The 17,415-nt window shown below is 33.2% G+C and carries 16 protein-coding genes; 12 read left to right on the top strand and 4 right to left on the bottom strand.

Annotated elements, in window-relative coordinates; genetic code table 11:
- Positions 1-24: 24 nt before the first annotated feature.
- Positions 25-1,302 carry a kynureninase gene (gene kynU, locus IRZ80_RS08255; RefSeq protein ID WP_194641088.1) on the top strand — a complete coding sequence of 426 codons (1,278 nt, stop codon included), beginning with the start codon at positions 25-27 and terminating at the stop codon, positions 1,300-1,302.
- 50 nt (positions 1,303-1,352) lie between these two features.
- Here kynU and IRZ80_RS08250 read toward each other — a convergent pair whose 3' ends face one another.
- Positions 1,353-2,000 (bottom strand): flavin reductase family protein, encoded by a 648-nt coding sequence (locus tag IRZ80_RS08250; protein WP_194641087.1) that lies wholly within the window; start codon positions 1,998-2,000, stop codon positions 1,353-1,355.
- A gap of 179 nt (positions 2,001-2,179) precedes the next feature.
- On the opposite strand from IRZ80_RS08250, the gene IRZ80_RS08245 reads away from it, so the two are divergent.
- Positions 2,180-4,570: a penicillin acylase family protein gene (locus IRZ80_RS08245; protein ID WP_194641086.1), complete on the top strand. Its 2,391-nt coding sequence runs from the start codon at positions 2,180-2,182 to the stop codon at positions 4,568-4,570.
- A 2-nt stretch (positions 4,571-4,572) separates the two neighbouring features.
- Here IRZ80_RS08245 and IRZ80_RS08240 read toward each other — a convergent pair whose 3' ends face one another.
- Together IRZ80_RS08240 and IRZ80_RS08235 are read right to left on the bottom strand one after the other, a co-directional pair.
- Positions 4,573-5,031, bottom strand: coding sequence for a YybH family protein (locus tag IRZ80_RS08240; RefSeq protein ID WP_194641085.1), 459 nt, complete (start codon positions 5,029-5,031; stop codon positions 4,573-4,575).
- 7 nt (positions 5,032-5,038) lie between these two features.
- Entirely contained in the window at positions 5,039-6,547 is a 1,509-nt protein-coding gene (locus tag IRZ80_RS08235) for a helicase HerA-like domain-containing protein (RefSeq protein ID WP_194641084.1), read from the bottom strand.
- 363 nt (positions 6,548-6,910) lie between these two features.
- Here IRZ80_RS08235 and IRZ80_RS08230 point away from each other — a divergent pair, with 363 nt between their 5' ends.
- The 8 genes from IRZ80_RS08230 (at position 6,911) to IRZ80_RS08195 (ending at position 14,329) form a co-directional block, all read left to right on the top strand.
- Entirely contained in the window at positions 6,911-7,735 is an 825-nt protein-coding gene (locus IRZ80_RS08230; protein ID WP_194641083.1) for a MotA/TolQ/ExbB proton channel family protein, read from the top strand.
- A gap of 46 nt (positions 7,736-7,781) precedes the next feature.
- Positions 7,782-8,405 carry an ExbD/TolR family protein gene (locus IRZ80_RS08225; protein ID WP_194641082.1) on the top strand — a complete coding sequence of 208 codons (624 nt, stop codon included), beginning with the start codon at positions 7,782-7,784 and terminating at the stop codon, positions 8,403-8,405.
- A gap of 19 nt (positions 8,406-8,424) precedes the next feature.
- On the top strand, positions 8,425-8,994 hold the full coding sequence (locus IRZ80_RS08220) for an ExbD/TolR family protein (protein ID WP_194641081.1): 570 nt from the start codon (positions 8,425-8,427) through the stop codon (positions 8,992-8,994).
- A 31-nt stretch (positions 8,995-9,025) separates the two neighbouring features.
- Positions 9,026-9,823, top strand: coding sequence for an energy transducer TonB (locus IRZ80_RS08215; protein ID WP_194641080.1), 798 nt, complete (start codon positions 9,026-9,028; stop codon positions 9,821-9,823).
- A 232-nt stretch (positions 9,824-10,055) separates the two neighbouring features.
- The gene (locus tag IRZ80_RS08210) at positions 10,056-10,979 is read left to right on the top strand and encodes a PstS family phosphate ABC transporter substrate-binding protein (protein WP_194641079.1); all 924 of its coding nucleotides are present in this window, start codon (positions 10,056-10,058) and stop codon (positions 10,977-10,979) included.
- A 25-nt stretch (positions 10,980-11,004) separates the two neighbouring features.
- The gene (locus IRZ80_RS08205) at positions 11,005-12,675 is read left to right on the top strand and encodes a tetratricopeptide repeat protein (RefSeq protein ID WP_194641078.1); all 1,671 of its coding nucleotides are present in this window, start codon (positions 11,005-11,007) and stop codon (positions 12,673-12,675) included.
- 329 nt (positions 12,676-13,004) lie between these two features.
- Positions 13,005-13,637, top strand: a complete 633-nt coding sequence (locus IRZ80_RS08200) for a 7-carboxy-7-deazaguanine synthase QueE (RefSeq protein ID WP_194641077.1) — start codon at positions 13,005-13,007, stop codon at positions 13,635-13,637.
- 293 nt (positions 13,638-13,930) lie between these two features.
- On the top strand, positions 13,931-14,329 hold the full coding sequence (locus IRZ80_RS08195; RefSeq protein ID WP_194641076.1) for an energy transducer TonB: 399 nt from the start codon (positions 13,931-13,933) through the stop codon (positions 14,327-14,329).
- Positions 14,330-14,398: 69 nt separating this feature from the next.
- Here the strand turns inward: IRZ80_RS08195 and IRZ80_RS08190 are convergent, their stop codons facing one another.
- Positions 14,399-15,106: a class I SAM-dependent methyltransferase gene (locus IRZ80_RS08190; RefSeq protein WP_194641075.1), complete on the bottom strand. Its 708-nt coding sequence runs from the start codon at positions 15,104-15,106 to the stop codon at positions 14,399-14,401.
- 73 nt (positions 15,107-15,179) lie between these two features.
- Between IRZ80_RS08190 and IRZ80_RS08185 the strand changes: the two genes are divergently transcribed.
- Together IRZ80_RS08185 and IRZ80_RS08180 are read left to right on the top strand one after the other, a co-directional pair.
- Entirely contained in the window at positions 15,180-15,674 is a 495-nt protein-coding gene (locus IRZ80_RS08185) for a YkgJ family cysteine cluster protein (RefSeq protein ID WP_194641074.1), read from the top strand.
- A 105-nt stretch (positions 15,675-15,779) separates the two neighbouring features.
- The gene (locus IRZ80_RS08180) at positions 15,780-17,015 is read left to right on the top strand and encodes an ABC transporter permease (protein ID WP_194641073.1); all 1,236 of its coding nucleotides are present in this window, start codon (positions 15,780-15,782) and stop codon (positions 17,013-17,015) included.
- Positions 17,016-17,415 lie beyond the last annotated feature (400 nt).

The raw sequence follows: 17,415 nt of genomic DNA, 5'->3' as shown, positions 1-17,415 counted from the left end.
TTTTACGGCATAAATAATAAAAAAATGGATTTCGAAAACACTCTGGAATTTGCTCAAAAATTAGATATTCAAGACTATTTACGCAAATACCAAGATGAATTTATTTTTCCAAAAGTAAACGGGAAAAGGGTGATTTATTTTACAGGAAATTCATTGGGATTGCAGCCCAAAAGAACCAAAAAGTATGTAGATGAAGTAATGAGTGATTGGGCAGATTTAGCTGTTGAAGGCCATTTTTATGCCGAAAAACCCTGGTGGGACTATCATGAGCGTTTTGCAGATCCATTGAGCAGATTAGTAGGTGCTTTGCCTTCAGAAGTTACTGTTATGAACACGCTGACAGTGAATCTTCATTTGCTGATGGTATCATTTTACAGACCAACAGCTAAACGATACAAAATCATTTGCGAAGAAAAAGCATTCCCTTCCGATCAGTATATGTTTCAGAGTCAGGTGAATTTTCACGGCTATAAACCAGAAGATGTTATTGTAGAAATCAAGCGCCGTGAAGGAGAACACAACATCAGGCAGGAAGATGTTTTATCAAAAATTGAAGAAGTCGGAGAGGAGCTGGCTCTAGTTTTAATAGGCGGAGTGAATTATTATACGGGTCAGGTTTTTGACATGAAAACAATTACCGAAGCTGGTCACAGACAAGGCGCTTATGTAGGCTGGGATTTGGCTCACGCTGCAGGAAATATTAAATTAGAACTGCACGATTGGAATGTTGATTTTGCGGCTTGGTGCAGTTATAAATACATGAATTCAGGACCAGGAAATGCATCGGGCTGTTTTGTTCATGAAAAACATCACAATAATAAAGAACTGCCTCGTTTTGCCGGCTGGTGGGGTCATAACAAAGAACGTCGTTTCAAGATGGAACCGGTTTTTGATCCTGTTCAGGGTGCAGGAGGCTGGCAGATAAGCAATCTGTCTATTTTATCTTTGGCGCCATATTTAGCTTCTGTCGAAATGTTTGACGAAATTGGAATGGATCAATTAATCTTAAAAAGAGATAAAATAACATCTTATTTAGAGTTTATTCTAAATGAAATCAGCAAAGAAGTTCATGGATCTTTTGAAATTATTACACCAGTAAACCCTTCCGAAAGAGCATGCCAATTATCTGTTTTTCTTCATGGAGAAGGCCGTAAGCTGTTTGACTATTTAATGAAGAACGGAGTAATTACAGATTGGCGTGAACCCAATGTAATTCGATTAGCACCAGTTCCATTATACACTTCCTATGAAGATATGTTTCACTTTGGCCAGATTTTGAAAAGAGGAATAATAGAGAAATAAAAAAACGGGAATAGTTCTAAATGCTGTTCCCGTTTTCGGTTAATTAATTTTTATTCTTTGTCTCTTCTCAAGGATTTTGTTGGAACGTCTTGCTGCGCTTGCTGGAACCGATCGATAAGTTTTGGTAAAAAATAACCGTCCGCACCATTTAGTGTAACAATATTTCCTTTGTCTAGCTGCAGCCAGCCGTCTTTATGTTCCAGTATTTCGTCAAAAAATATGTTTTCAATGGATGCTATAACATGTATCGTATTGTTTTCTTTGATTATGTATTCATTTACAAATTTACAGTAGAGCTGTACAGGACTCCCTTTTACAAACGGAATGCTGATTCCATCTTTATATTCTTCTTCAAGATTGGTTTTGTCAAATTCGGAGAGTCCGGATTCATAATTAGCCGATGTGTGATGTGCATCAGCAATCATATCGATTGTAATATGGTTTATTGTGAAATAGCCGGTTTCCATGATGTTTTTATAAGTGTCTCTAGGAGTAGTGGTTGGACGTACAATAAAACCAATCAGGGACGGACTGCTTCCCAAGTGAGTGACACTGCTGAAAATAGCAACATTGGTATTGCCCTCAATAGATTTTGTAGCAATGAGATTGGCAGATTTAAATCCGGTACATGAATTAATTAAATTTAATTTCTCAATCTTATCCATTTTTAAAATGGTTTCTTTTGAAATGCTTTTCATGTGTTTCTGTGTTTAAACAAATATAAGGAACGGTTGTTTAATTGTATTCATTTTTTGAAGTAAAAAATGACAATAATGTTTAAAAGGGTTTGTCTGCATTTTTTAAAGATATTTTAGAAAATACGTGTAAAGTATAATGATTTTATATAAGTTTGAAAAATTCTATAAAATTGCTTCTGATGAAAATATTGAAAAAGATCTTGTTTGCTTTTATTTTTTTACTGATTGCTCTATTGATTTTATTTGCAGTGTACAGAGAATATCAAAAGCCCAAATATGAAGGAGAAATTTATTTAAAAAATATTCAAAAGGAAACTACAGTTTATTTTGATGAGTTTGGAGTGCCTCATATTTATGCAGAAAACTCCAAAGATGCAATGACAGCTTTGGGATATGTGCACGCTCAAGACCGATTATGGCAAATGGAACTGCTAAGGCGGATAGTTCCCGGGAGATTGTCCGAAATTTTTGGTTCAGTCGCTTTAAAGAATGATAAGTTTTTTGCTGGCTTAGGAATTGAAGAAGCTTCTCAAAAAGCAATCGCTGATTTAGATAAAAAGAGTCCGGCATATCAATTAATGATGGGATACCTCGATGGGATTAATCAGTATATGGATGAGGAACCAGCACCTGTGGAGTTTCAATTGTTAGGAATCAAAAAAGAGAAATTTACGGTGCAGGATGTGTATAATATTTTTGGTTATATGTCTTTTAGTTTTGCAATGGCTCAAAAAACGGATCCTTTACTCACAGATATCCGTAATAAATTTGGAATAAATTATCTTAAAGACTTTGGTTTAGAAGGACAGTTCAATACAGTTCAGATTAAGAATGCTAAACAGTATCAGAAGGAATATTCAGTTATATCACAATCTATCGCTTCACTATTAGATAAATCGCCAATCGCTCCTTTTGTAGGCAGTAACAGCTGGGTGATTGCTCCGCCAAAAACAAAAAATAAAAAAGTAATTTTTGCCAATGATCCTCATATTGGATTCTCGCAGCCTGGAACTTGGTACGAGGCTTATGTAGAAACTCCTGATTTCGAATTATATGGCTGTTATCTGGCAGGCGCTCCTTTTCCTTTATTAGGGCATAATCACGAATATGCTTATGGTTTGACGATGTTTGAAAATGATGATGTAGATTTTTACCAAGAGGAAAATAATCCAGAAAACAATAATCAATATAAAACCAAGAAAGGATTCCGTAATTATGAAATCAGAAAGAAAACGATTAAAATAAAAGATTCTTCTGATGTTGTTTTGAATATAAAAATAAGTCATCACGGTCCTGTTATGAATGATTTATTGGAGGGTTTGGAAAAAGATAAACCTGTTGCGATGTCTTGGATTTATACACAGTATCCCAATCATAATATTGAAGCTATTTATGCTCTGTCACATGCTAAATCTATTTTCGAATTTGAAAAAGGTGTTGCGCTTATACATGCGCCGGGACTGAATGTGATGTATGGCGATGCCAAAGGAAATGTGGGCTGGTGGGCAACGGGAAAATTATACAGACACAGGAATGGTGTGAATACTAATTTTATACTGAATGGATCAAATGGTAAAGATGATGATCTCGAATATTTAGATTTTTCAAAAAATCCTTCAGCAGTCAATCCAGAGTGGAATTATGTTTATTCTGCAAACAATCAGCCCAGCGCCATTGATGGTTTTGTTTATCCGGGATATTACCTGCCGGAAGACAGAGCAAAAAGAATTACACAATTATTAGATTCAAAATCCAATTGGGATAAGAATTCTGTTGGTGAGATGATTAATGACAATACATCTGCTGTTGCACCCGAAATGGTGAAAAAATTAATTGCAGGTTTAAGTTTAAAATCACTTTCTAAAATAGAAATGGAAGCAATAATGGTTTTAAAATCATGGAAAGGAACCAATAATCTGGATGATGCAGCTCCCGCAATTTATAATAAATGGATCTATTTGTACTTAAAGAATACTTTTCATGATGAATTAGGTGATGAAAAGTTTAAACAGTTTCTAGGAACTCATCTTATGAAGCAAATTACTGCAAGACAGATTTCCTTTGAAAATTCTCCGTGGTGGGACGACATTACAACGAAAGATAAGAAAGAAACAAGAAATGAGATACTAACAAAATCATTTGTAGAAGCAATAACAGCTTTAGAAAAACAATTAGGAAATTCACCTTCGGATTGGAAGTGGAAAAAAGTTCACACAGTAGAATATCAGCACCCAATTGGTAAATTGGCAGCGCTAAGACCATTTTTTAATGCAGGCCCTTTTGAAGTTTCAGGATCGAATGAAGTGATAAATAATCAGTTTTTTGATTTTGCTGACAATGGTTTTTATAAAGTAAAAGGAGGACCTTCAAGCAGAAGAGTAATAGATTTTTCAGATATTGAAAATAGCTGGGGAATTTTACCAACGGGTCAATCCGGGAACCCGTTTAGCAGTCATTACAGTGATCAGGCTGAACTGTATAATTCAGGAAAATTCAGAAAAATGAAATTGAATAAAAAAGAAATTATACAGTCTTCTACAAAGCTGGTTTTTTATCCTGCAAAGAATTAATTTTAATCCCAAATGTATTTCCAAGTGCGGTCTTTTTGCCTTTTCCAGACAGTATGAAAAACGCCTTTAGAAACCTGTAATTTTCCAGAGGAATCTTTTGAAGTCCAGACGTATTTGCCGTAGCTTGAAGCCATGTCGCCAGCATCGGAAACAGTTACAGCATCAGGAGACCAAGTAACTGTTACGTTTTGATATCTAGGATTGGAATAATAATTTCTAATGTTGGTTTTTCCAATGATTAAAGTGTCGTGTTCTCTTTTGATAACGGCATTGGAATCTGCAAATTGATAAAATCCTTCCGCTGGTCCTTTTTCGGCTACTAATTTTTCAAAGTCCTTTTCAGTTTTGACAATCTGTAACTTGACATAGGCTGGATTTTTTGTTTCTGATTTTGGAGAACAGCTATTCAAAACTAAGAGAAGAATAAAGATATTGATAAAGGGGTTTGTGATTTTTTTCATCTTGCAGTTATTTTTTTAATAGTTTAGAAAGTATTCCAAATGCTCCTCTTATAAACGTAGCGCTAGTCACAACTTTCAAAACTGATTTTGTAACGACACTTGCAGTACTTGGTTCATTGCTCGTTTTTTTAGTTTCTTCAACAACGGCAGTTTGTTCTTGAGCAGATTCTATTTTTTTAGTAAGCATTTCATATGCGCTTTCACGGTCAAGGGCTTCGCTGTATTTTTTAACTAATTTAGATTTGTCGTTGATTTCCTGAATTTCAGCATCAGTTAAGATATCCATTCGGCTCATAGGAGCACGCATCATTGTAGCTGCAAGCGGTGTTGGGATTCCTTTTTCATTTAAGGCAGTTACAAAAGCTTCGCCTATTCCTAAACTGGTCAATACTTCATCAGTTTTGTAATACTCGGATGTTGGATAATTAGCAGCTGATTGTTTGATAGCCTGCCTGTCATTGGCAGTAAAAGCTCTTAATGCGTGCTGAATTTTGAGTCCAAGCTGAGCCAAAACACCTCTTGGAATATCCATTGGATTTTGAGTGATAAAATAAACGCCAATTCCTTTGGAACGGATTAATTTTATTATGGTTTCTATTTGTTCTAATAATGCCTTGCTGGCTTCATTAAAAATCAGATGTGCCTCGTCTATGAATATGACTAATTCTGGTTGGTCTGCATCTCCTTTTTCAGGCATCTGCTGGTATATTTCGGCCAATAAGCTCAGCATAAAAGTCGAAAATAATTTAGGTTTATCCTGAATGTCTGTGAGTCTCATGATATTAATGTAACCTTTGCCATTTTCGTCAATACGCAGTAAGTCATCAATTTCAAAAGACAATTCTCCAAAAAACAAATCACCGCCCTGCTGTTCGAGTTCAATTATTTTTCGTAAAATAGTCCCTGTAGTCGAAGTGGAGATCTTGCCATAACTTTCTTCAATTTCGGCTTTTTCCTCGTCAGTTATATAATTAATGACTTTTTTGATGTCTTTTAAATCCAGCAGAGGCATTTTGTTGTCGTCACAATACTTAAAAATAATTGAGACAACTCCTGCCTGAGTATCATTTAAATCTAAAATTCTGGAAAAAAGAACAGGACCAAATTCTGAAACTGTAGAACGGAGTCTTACGCCATCCTGTTTAGAGAGCGTCATTAATTCAACAGGGAAACTTGATACAGAATAAGGAATCTTTAATTTTTCATGGCGTTCTTTTATAAAATCTTTCTCTTCGCCTTCTTTGGCAACACCGCTAAAATCACCTTTAATATCCATCATTAAAACAGGGATTCCATATGAGGATAATTGTTCAGAAAGTACTTGAATCGTTTTTGTTTTTCCTGTTCCTGTAGCGCCAGCTATTAAGCCGTGTCTGTTTAATGTTTTTAATGGAATTTTTATAAAAGTATTGGGTAAAACTTCGCCGTCAAGGATTGCGGCACCAAGCGTTATGCTCTCTCCTTTGGATAAATATCCGTCAGTTATCTGCAAAATAAAATTTTCCTTTTTGCTCATGTTTTGCTGGTTTAGATGTTAACTGCAAGGTATTAAATATTCTTTAAATGAAATAATCAAGTGTTTCTTATAAATAATATCACAAAAAAGCATTGATTTGATGAATTTATCTCTTTATTTTGTTTTGATTGTTTTTTGAATAAAAACATCCAGAATGCTTAAAAACGCTTTTTTTTTGAATAATTTAGAAAGTATTTTTAGAAAAAATATTCAATTATTCTTAAAAAAAGCTGCAGTACAGTTTTAACAATAAAATAAATTGTGAGATTACTTAAAAAAAAGTTTTTTTATTTCAACTAAAAAATTAAATTTGCTCCTATACAAGTTTATTAAAACTAAAATAAATATTTAAAATTTAAAAAAATGGCAAACGTTAAAGTTAAAAAAGAAAGCACTTCAAAAGGTGGAGGAATGGTTTCAGGAATTATTATTGCATTATGTATTTTTGTTGGTTGGTTGGTTTGGTCTCAAGTAATGGGTGATCCAACGAATTTTGAAGGAGGGGATATTGAAAAAGGGCACCCGTTAAATACATTAGGACAAGTTTACAAAGGAGGATTTATAGTACCAGTATTATTAGGTATGTTATTAATGGTTATTGTTTTCTCTATCGAAAGATTTTTTGTTATTACAAAAGCTGCTGGTAAAGGAAATTTAGATAAATTCATGCAGGCAATTCAAGTAAGTATTAAATCTGGAGATATTGATGGAGCTATTGTTTCATGTGATAAACAACAAGGTTCTGTAGCAAATGCAATTAAATCTGCATTAGTTAAATACCAAGAAGTTAAAAAAGAAGGATTCAACAGTGAAGAAGCTGCTGAAACGATTCATAAAGAAATTGAAGAGATTACAGCACTTGAAATGCCAATGTTAGAAAAAAACATGACTATTATTTCTTCTTTAGTTTCTTTAGGAACACTTGGAGGATTATTAGGAACTGTATCAGGGATGATTAAAGCGTTTGGTGCTTTGGCTTCTGCTGGAACTCCAGACCAAGCAGCTCTTGCGGTTGGTATCTCTGAGGCTTTGATTAATACAGCTACAGGTATCTCTACTTCTATTACTGCAATTGTTGCTTACAACTTCTTTACTTCAAAAATTGATGATTTAACTTATTCTATTGACGAAGCAGGAACTACAATCGTAAATACTTACAGACATTTTAGAGGTAGTTTAAAACAATAAATTAAATTTTGATATTGTAAAATATGTCAAATAAAAGATAAAAATAATGGGAAAAATAGTAATGAAGAAAAAGTCCACATCTACCGATATGACGGCGATGTGTGATGTTGCGTTTCTTTTGCTGACGTTCTTTATTTTGACTGCCACTGCTAAAACACCTGAAGTATTACCGGTTGATACTCCGCAATCTACTGTTCAGACTAAATTGCCTGCAGATAATCTGTCAACGTTGACAATTGGTAAGGTAGAAGGAAAAACAGCTGTATTTTTTGACCTAAAAGGTAAAGATGTTCGTAAAAAAGCACTTGAATTTATGGCTGATAAATATAATGTTGCTTTTACTGAAAAAGAGTCAGAAGAATTTGCATTAATGGAAAGTTTTGGTGTGCCAATTCAAAATTTAAAACAAATTTTGAATATGAAAGGGTCAGATAGAAGTAAAGCAGGTCAGCCTGGAATACCGAAGGATTCTTTAGATAATCAATTGAAAGATTGGATTCTTTATTCTCGTAAAGCAAATATTGAGGTTAATGACAAAGAATTGAATTTTGCAATAAAAGGAGATGCGAAGGAGCAGTATCCTGCAATAAAACAAATAATGGATATGTTGCAAGATCAAAAGGTTAATAGCTTTAACTTGGTTACAGGTTTAAGAGGGAAGAATTTTTAATTAAAAAAGATACACTAAAATGGCTGAATTAAATACCGACAGTGGCGGTGGCAAAAAAGGTGGCAAAGTAAGAAGTAAAAAACAAAACTCTAAGGTAGATTTAACTGCCATGGTGGATTTGGCTTTCTTATTAATCACATTCTTTATGCTTACTACTACTTTGTCAAAACCACAATCCATGGATTTGACGTTGCCAGATAAGGAGGATAAAAGTGAACCAACAAATAACATTAAAGTCGATGAAAATCGTACAGTAACTTTATTGCTTGGTGAGAATGGCAAATTGGTACGTTATATGGGGATGTTGGAGAAGCCTCTTGTGGCACCGAAAGATTTCTCATATGGTAAAGATGGAATTCGTAAAGATTTATTGTCTAGAATGGAGCAGGTTAAGCAATATTCAACAGCAAAAGGAAAACCTAATGATGGTATGATTGTAATTATCAAACCAAGTAAAAAGTCGACTTATCGTAATCTGGTGGACGTTTTGGATGAAATGGCAATTGTTGGTGTAAATAAGACTGGTTCTTATGCAATAGTGAATGAATTTACACCTGAAGAAGTAAAATTGTTAGAAGTAAAAAAATAATTTTTTACTAATAACCTAATAATTATAAAAAATGAAATTAGATTTAATAAAAAATCAATGGATTGAGATCGTTTTCGAAGGTCGTAATAAACTTTATGGTGCATACGAACTTAGAAAATCGAATCGTAAGACTTCTATGCGGGCTCTTATCATTGGCAGCGTTCTTTTTAGTCTAGCTATCAGTGCTCCTCTTATTGCAAGTTACTTGCCAAAGGGAGGAGAAGAAGAAGACATGGATAAAAAGATTGTCACCGTGAAGCTTCCTCCTAAGAAGAAAGTTGAAGCTCCTAAAGATCTTGCGCCGCCGCCACCGCCGCCGCCGAAACAGGATCAGGTTAAGTTTGTGAAACCTGTTGTTGCAAAGGCTGAAGACGTTACTGAAGATCCACCAAAAATGGATGATATCAAAGACAAAAAAACTGGAGCAGAAACTATCAAAGGAGATCCAGATGCTCCTCTTACAGTTGAAGAAGTAGGTAATGGTCCAGTAGTTGAAGTTATTGCAGAAGATACTAGTGTACACTCTTTAGCGGGTATCGAGCAAAAACCTGAATTTCCTGGGGGAATTGAGAAATTTTATGCTTTCGTAGGTAAAAATTATCAAGCTCCTGAAGAAGAAGGTCTTAAAGGAAAAGTTTATGTAACATTTGTTGTTGAAAAAGACGGATCATTAACAGATATCAAAGTAGTTAGAGATATTGGTTATGGTACAGGAAAAGAGGCAATTAGGGTTTTGAATAAATGTCCAAAATGGCTTCCAGGTGAGCAAAATGGTAAAAAAGTGAGAGTTTTGTATTCTTTACCGATTACCATTCAATCAGCAGAATAATGTTGAATAATTTATTTAACAATTTGAAGGAGAAATCGCTTATTGAGCGATTTCTTCTTGTTATAACCATATTGGTTTTCTTAGCTTATTTTTTTTTAGGAATAATGGTTATTTTTTGGGATAAGTTTCCATTTAATATGCAGATGCAATATAGAATAGCTTTAGGCGTTGTATTAATTGTTTATGCTATTATTCGGTTCTTTCGAGTTTATAATGCTAATAAAGATTGATTATGTCTAGATTTAATGTTTATTTAGTTTTGGGGTTATTTATTTTTCTTTTTTTTAATTGTAAAAAAGATGAAAGCGCCGCTATCAATGATGAGACAATTTTAAAAGGAAAGGCGAGTATTTATGTTGATGAAACTGTTACTCCTTTAGTTGAGGAGGAAGTTATGGTGTTTGAAGGCTCCTACGACGCAAAATTTACTTTAGTTTCTAAATCGGAATCTGAAGTTTTAAACTCATTATATAACAAAAAAGCTAGTATTGTTGTAATAGCCCGTAATTTGTCAAAAAAAGAGTTAAATCTTTTTGAGCAAAGAAAAATAGTTCCTAAAATAACTAAATTTGCTACTGATGGTATAGCTTTTGTTTCTAATAAATCTAGCAGCGATACATTAATTGCCTTGAAAGATGTTATTGGTTTTATGAAAGGGGAGAGAGGTTCTAAGATTAAAGGTTTAGTTTTTGATAATCCAAATTCAAGCACTGTGAATTATATGAATAATTTATCAGGACTGAATGGTTTGCCAGAGAAGGATGTGTACACTTTTAAAACGAACAATGAAGTTTTGAAATTTGTATCTGAAAATAATGGGATGATTGGTGTTGTGGGCGTTAACTGGTTGTCACAGCCTAATCCATCAATGGACCCTGTTATTAAAAACATCAATGTTTTAAGTGTTAAAGGGTTAGCTAAAGAAGGATATTTCGCTCCTTCTCAGAATAATTTTGCAGAAGGATCTTATCCATTATTGAGGGATTTGTACGTTGTGAATTGTCAAGGGTATTCTGGTTTGGGAATGGGATTCTCTTCATTCGTTGCGGGTGATATTGGACAAAGAATTGTTTTAAAATCAGGTTTGTTGCCATTTGAGATACCTGCAAGAAAATTAAATATTATTCGAGGTAAGACTAATAGTGAAAAGAAATAATTGAAATTAATTTAATGTAATAAAGATGAATAAAGTTAAATTTTTAAGTATTGCTTTATTGGCAGTTGTGGCAACTGGCCGAGCGCAAGATCTTAATCAAGCAAAGAAAGCAATCGATGCTGAACAATTTGAAAGTGCAAAATCAATTTTAAAATCTATAATTGCAGCAAAACCTACAAATGGTACAGCTGATTTTTATTTGGGTAATGTCTATTTACTGCAAAATAACGCAGATTCTGCAAAAATTTATTACCAAAAAGGGCTTACTGCATCAGAAGGGGCAAGGTTAAATAATATTGGTCTAGGTTTGATCGATTTAGACAATGGAAATGCTGCCGCTGCTGAAGAAAAATTTGCTTTGGCTATTAAAGATATAAGAAAGAAAGATATTGAAGAGTATATTTTTATAGGTCGGGCTTATACATTTTCGAATAATCCCGATTATAAAAAAGCATTAGAATATTTAAATAAAGCTAAATTGATTAATCCTCAAGATGCTCAATTAAATTTAGCATTAGGGAATGCTTATTTTGGAGACAAAAATCAAAACGAAGCTTATTCAGCTTATAGAAATGCGTATACTATTGATAATACAATGATCAGAGCAAAAATGCAGCTGGGTGTTTTGTTAAAAGGAGCTAAAGCGTATACTGAAGCAGTAAAAGCGTATGACGAGGTTATTGCTATTAATGCAAATTATGGTCCAGTTTATCGTGAATTGGCTGAGACATATTATTTATGGGGAAGAAATGAACCTTCTAAATATAAAGTGTATATTGAAAAAGCTTTGCTTAATTATGAAAAGTATTTGAGTTTGACAGATTATTCAGTTAGTTCAAGAATGCGTCATGCTGATTTCTTAGTTTTAGCGGGCGAGTATAAAGCTTTGGAAGTGGAAGCAAATAAAATGGTAGAGCTTGACAAAGTGAATCCTAGAATTCTTCGTTATTTAGGTATTTCAGCATATCAAAATGGTAATTATGAGGTTGCAATAAAATCTTTAGAAAGTTTTATTTCGGATGCTGCTAATAAAGTTATTGCTTTTGATTATCAAGTTTTAGGTTTTTCTAAAATTAAAAAAGCAATAGGTGAAGACGGAAAAAACCTTGACACTGCTTTATTTGATAATGGTCTCTTGGATGTAAAAAAATCTGCTGAGATGGATGCGAATGGTTTGGCTCCGAACATTAGTGATATTGGAAAAAAGTTATATGAATTAAAATTATTTAAACAGGCTGCTACAATTTATGAAATTGCTGTTGCAAATAAAGAATCTAAAAACTATACTTTGGACAACTTCTATTTGGGAAATAGCTTGTATTTTGATAACACTAGAAAAGATGTGAAACCAGATCCAGTTGCTTTGCAAAGAGCAGATTTGGCTTATGCTGCCGTAATTGAGGCATCACCTAAGACACAAGATGCATACTTGTACAGAGCAAGAACTAACAGTTTATTGGAGAACGATGAAATGACAATAAAATATTATAATGATTATGTTAATATAGTTACTGAAAAAGGTGCTGAAGAATTAGCAAAACCTGCTGTAATTAAAAAATTAATTGAAAGTTATAATACTGCTGGGGCTAGTTATGCAAATTCGGACAAAACAAAAGCAATAGAGTATTTTAATAAAACATTAGTTATTGATCCAGCAAATCAATATGCTTTGGATTCATTGAAATCTTTAAAATAATTTTTTTTTTTAAGAACGGCAATTAGAAATAGTTGCCGTTTTTTTTTGTTATAAATTATTGATTAATACCTTAATATTGATTGTGTTTTCACAGTATTCGCATTTAAAAAAAAGATAAACACGAATTTCACCAATTAATACTAATTCTTATCAAAATTGAAATCAAGTTTTACAACTTTTACAGTTTCGAATATTTTGTGTAATTAAATAGTAATCTTAATTTGTGCAAATTAGTGTCAGAAACTTTTAAAAGCGAATGGCGTGTTGTGTTTTCTGCTGATTCTTTAGGTTTCTTTTAATTGCGTATATTTGTAGCTTAAATTTATACAATGTTATCTAAAGAAGTTCAATTAGAAGTTAATAAAGGAACTATGCTTCCGCTAATGGAAGAATTTTATACTATTCAGGGGGAAGGCTTTCATACTGGAACAGCTGCTTATTTTATTAGAATAGGCGGATGTGATGTTGGCTGTCATTGGTGTGATGTTAAAGAAAGCTGGAATGCGGAGCTGCATCCGCCTACTAAAATAGATTTGATAGTCGAGAATGCTGCAAAATATGCTGATACAATTGTTATAACAGGAGGTGAGCCTTTAATGTGGGATATGGGTTCATTGACTCAAAAACTAAAAGAGAATAATTTAAAAGTCCATATTGAAACGTCTGGTGCATATTCTTTAAGCGGTACTTGGGATTGGATATGTCTTTCGCCAAAGAAAAATAAATTACCAACACAAACAGTTTATGATAATGCAGATGAACTCAAAGTGATTATATATAATAAACATGATTTTGTTTTTGCAGAAGAACAAGCTGAAAGGGTTAATTCAAATGCAATTCTTTTTCTTCAGCCAGAGTGGAGTAAAAAGGAAGAAATGACTCCTTTAATTGTCGAATATGTCATGAATAATCCAAAATGGCGTGTATCATTGCAGACACATAAGTATTTGAATATTCCATAAAATATAATTACAGCTTATATTTTTATCATTTTTTAGGATATTGTTAATTACTAAGACGTTTGTCGGGTAATTAACAATATTTTTTTTAATTTATTTGTAGTTGTTTATTTGGCTGTAAATTAGGCACTTTGGTTTCTTTAAATATTAATTGTTATGTGTGAAATATAATTTTATGATAATTTATTGTTTTCTTTTTGTTATTTTTGCACAATATGTTTTTATAAGTATATTTTTTTATATATTTACCAAAACCTACTTTTAGAATATAATTATAAACATAATTCAATTAGCCCATGAAAAAATTTCTACTTTCTGTAATTACTTTGTTTATTGTGGATTTTGCTTCGGCACAGGTAACTGCCACTATTGTTGATGATGCCCCTTATAGTTATGAGGAGGTAGAAGTGAGACCAGAGTTTCCAGGAGGAAACGCTGCATTCTTGACTTTTATCAGCAGTAATTTTCAAATGCCGGAATACGATGGCACCGGAGGGACTTTAAAAGTTGCTTTTATTATCGAAGTTGATGGTAGTGTAACTAATGTTAATGTAGTAAAAGATCTTGGCGGAGGCACTGGTGCTGAAGCAAAGAGAGTTATTAGTAAGTCTCCTAAATGGACCTCAGGAGAAACCAGAGGAAAAAAAGTTAGGGTTCTATATGAAGTGCCTATTAAAATTGCGGGTCAAGGTTAATTGGAGTTTTGAAATATAAGAAACCTTTTTTTATAGAAAACCAAATGTTGTTTAACATTTGGTTTTTTTTTAGATTGAAAGTCTGGCTAAATAGTCATAATGCTCTCCTTCAAGGAGTATCTCACATTGAAGGCCATTTGCGAAAGCGGCATTTTGCAATGTGTTATAATCTAGAAATAACCAGTCCAAAGGATCTTCTTTTTCTCCTTTGTATGTTATGTTAAAAATGGTTTCGCCATAATATTCATTTTCTGTTGGAATCCATCTCCCGCCATCTTCATCCTCGTCAAACATATAAATGATGTCTGAGCTATCCATTAAAATCTGCCCCCCTTTATTTAATAGCGATTTTAATTTCAAAAGAAATTTAGAAAGATTTTTTAATTTGCCACAAATTCCTGGCCCATTCATTAGAACAATGATGGTGTCGAACTTGTCATTTTCAAAAGTCATTAGGTCTTGTGCTTTAGCATTCTTTAATCCGCGGAGTTTACAAGTTTTAATTGCATTTTCCGAAATATCGATAGAAGTAACATCAAGCTGTCTTTCGTTTTGCAAAGACAAACTGTGACTTCCTGCTCCGCATCCCACATCAAGGATTCTTCCTTTGGCTAGCTGTAATGCTTTTTGTTCTATTTTAGGCATTTCGGCATAGCTGCGAAATAGATAAGCGACGCTCATTTCATCTGCTTCAGAAATGGAAGTTTCGGTTATTAAATCCTCAGGTTCGTTATTGGTTTGGTAGTCAAGCATTGCTTTCCCAAAAAGATCTTTCATAAATTTAGGTTTCAGTTTAAATTTCCGAGTTTAAAGTTTGTTACTTTTGCGTATTCATTATCAAATCTCAAAATTGAAACCAGCTTTAAACGAATTAGGAAAACTTGCCAAAGATAAGCATATCGAAAACAAAAAGTATTTCGATAAGTTAAAAAAGAAAACACCTAAGAATCTAGATTATATAATGGCGGATATTCATGAAGCCGAATTTAAGAAAACGGATTGTTTAAAATGTGCTAATTGCTGTAAAACTACTGGGCCGCTATTTACTTTGGCGGACATTGAGAGAGTTTCTAAGTTTTTAAGATTAAAATCACAACAGTTTATCGAACAGTATTTGCGTATAGATGAAGATAGAGATTATGTGTTGCAAAAAGTTCCCTGTGCTTTCTTAGATTTTGAAAATGCCTGTATGATCTATGATGTACGCCCAAAAGCATGTAGAGAATTTCCGCATACAGACCGAAAAAAATTTCAGCAGATTACAGATTTAACGCTTAAGAATGTTGCAATATGTCCAGCAGCATTCAATATTGTTGAAGAAATGAAAAAAAAATTACCGCTCTAAGTATTATTTATAAAACAAGTTTGTAGTTCAAAGTGTTTAAAAGGTTTAACGGGGCCTTAATTAAAACTTTATGTATATTTGCTTAGTTCCTCAAAATAAATCGATTTGAATTTAGAATATTTTATAGCCAAAAGGCTTATTACTGCCAAAGATTATAAAAGCAGTATTTCGGCTCCAATAATCAACATTGCTATCTCGGCTATTGCTATTGGTATGGTCATGATGATTGTTTCAGTGGCAACTGGTATAGGATTGCAGAATAAAATCCGAGAAAAAATAGCTGCTTTTAATGGGCATATTATAATTTCGAACTACGATAATAACCAATCCGAAATTACATTATCGTCTATTGATAAGAATCAGGGTTTTTACCCAAAGTTTAATACTGTTCCGGGAGTAAGTCATATTCAGGCAATAGCAAGTAAGTCTGGAATTGTTAGAACAGAAACTGCATTTGAAGGGATTATTTTCAAAGGAGTTGGAAATGATTATCAATGGGGGAACATAAAAGAGTATTTAGTTTCTGGAAGATTGCCTGATTTGTCTAAAAATGTTACTCAAGAAGTAGTAATTAGTCAATTCTTAGCTAATCGTTTACAATTAAAAGTTGGTGATTTTTTTAATACCTTTTTTATTAAGGAAAATCAAAATCAATTGCCAAATGTTCGAAGATTTAAAATAGTTGGAATTTTTAATTCCGGATTTCAGCAGTTTGATGCTACCTATATAATAGGTGATATTAGGCATATTCAGCGGATAAACAAATGGAGTTCAAATCAAATTGGTGCATTTGAAGTTTTTGTAAAAGATTTCAATACAATAAAAGAAACAGGGGAGCAGGTATATAAATCAACATCCTCAAATCTGGACACCAAGACAATCATTGAAAAGTACAGTTATATATTCGAATGGCTGCAGCTTTTTGATTTTAATATTATCGTAATATTAGTGGTGATGATATTGGTTGCAACCATAAATATGGTAGTTGCGTTATTGGTATTAATACTTGAACGCACACAAATGATAGGAATTCTAAAGGCATTAGGTGCGGATAATTGGTCAATCAGGAAAGTTTTTCTTTATAATGCGTTCTATCTTATAGTAAAAGGATTGTTTTGGGGTAATCTCATTGGGGTTTCGTTGTTGCTGTTGCAGCATCAATTTGGAGTCATAAAATTAAATCCTGAAAACTATTATGTAAATCAAGCGCCAGTATACCTTGATTTAGGATATATCTTAGCGTTAAATTTTCTTACAGTAACAATTTGCGCACTTGTATTATTGATACCGTCATATATAGTCACAAAAATTTCTCCGGTCAAAGCTATTCGATTCGATTGATTAATTTTAAGAAATCAGTAACTTCATCCTGCTATTGACTTCCATGTTGATTGCTGAATTATGGTTTTTTCATGATTTCCGTTTCTATTAGGGCTTTTGTGTTAGAGAAGATAGTCGGTACTTATATGTATGTATATGTTATTTTGAAAAGAAAAACAAGTAAAGTCCGCTCAGATTCCCCTCCAAAGGAGGGATACTCGCAGGACAGGACTATTCCTTGGTTCTGAATAATCGCTAAAGAACTCCCTGGAATCCTGCCAAAAACGACAAAACCCGCCCAGATTACCTTCTGTAATTCAAAAATCCTCAAAAACGGTAATTATAATCCCAAGGTTACCAGAGTGTTAAAAAATAAACAGAAAATAATCGAAAAAAGGCATTGTTTAAACGGAAAAAGGGA

Origin of the sequence: Flavobacterium sp. HJJ, assembly GCF_015351475.1 — a bacterium.
GTDB lineage: Bacteria > Bacteroidota > Bacteroidia > Flavobacteriales > Flavobacteriaceae > Flavobacterium > Flavobacterium marginilacus.
The sequence above is the reverse complement of the archived record's forward strand: the minus strand, read 5'-3'. Positions and strand labels throughout refer to the sequence as shown.

Excerpts from the sequence above, each read along its gene's own strand:
- IRZ80_RS08250 (WP_194641087.1), bottom strand. The coding sequence starts at position 2,000 with ATGAAAAGCATTTCAAAAGAAACCATTTTAAAAATGGATAAGATTGAG.
- IRZ80_RS08195 (WP_194641076.1), top strand. The coding sequence starts at position 13,931 with ATGAAAAAATTTCTACTTTCTGTAATTACTTTGTTTATTGTGGATTTT.
- IRZ80_RS08215 (WP_194641080.1), top strand. The coding sequence starts at position 9,026 with ATGAAATTAGATTTAATAAAAAATCAATGGATTGAGATCGTTTTCGAA.
- IRZ80_RS08230 (WP_194641083.1), top strand. The coding sequence starts at position 6,911 with ATGGCAAACGTTAAAGTTAAAAAAGAAAGCACTTCAAAAGGTGGAGGA.
- IRZ80_RS08235 (WP_194641084.1), bottom strand. The coding sequence starts at position 6,547 with ATGAGCAAAAAGGAAAATTTTATTTTGCAGATAACTGACGGATATTTA.
- IRZ80_RS08200 (WP_194641077.1), top strand. The coding sequence starts at position 13,005 with ATGTTATCTAAAGAAGTTCAATTAGAAGTTAATAAAGGAACTATGCTT.
- IRZ80_RS08220 (WP_194641081.1), top strand. The coding sequence starts at position 8,425 with ATGGCTGAATTAAATACCGACAGTGGCGGTGGCAAAAAAGGTGGCAAA.
- IRZ80_RS08240 (WP_194641085.1), bottom strand. The coding sequence starts at position 5,031 with ATGAAAAAAATCACAAACCCCTTTATCAATATCTTTATTCTTCTCTTA.
- kynU (WP_194641088.1), top strand. The coding sequence starts at position 25 with ATGGATTTCGAAAACACTCTGGAATTTGCTCAAAAATTAGATATTCAA.
- IRZ80_RS08245 (WP_194641086.1), top strand. The coding sequence starts at position 2,180 with ATGAAAATATTGAAAAAGATCTTGTTTGCTTTTATTTTTTTACTGATT.
- IRZ80_RS08210 (WP_194641079.1), top strand. The coding sequence starts at position 10,056 with ATGTCTAGATTTAATGTTTATTTAGTTTTGGGGTTATTTATTTTTCTT.
- IRZ80_RS08225 (WP_194641082.1), top strand. The coding sequence starts at position 7,782 with ATGGGAAAAATAGTAATGAAGAAAAAGTCCACATCTACCGATATGACG.
- IRZ80_RS08205 (WP_194641078.1), top strand. The coding sequence starts at position 11,005 with ATGAATAAAGTTAAATTTTTAAGTATTGCTTTATTGGCAGTTGTGGCA.
- IRZ80_RS08190 (WP_194641075.1), bottom strand. The coding sequence starts at position 15,106 with ATGAAAGATCTTTTTGGGAAAGCAATGCTTGACTACCAAACCAATAAC.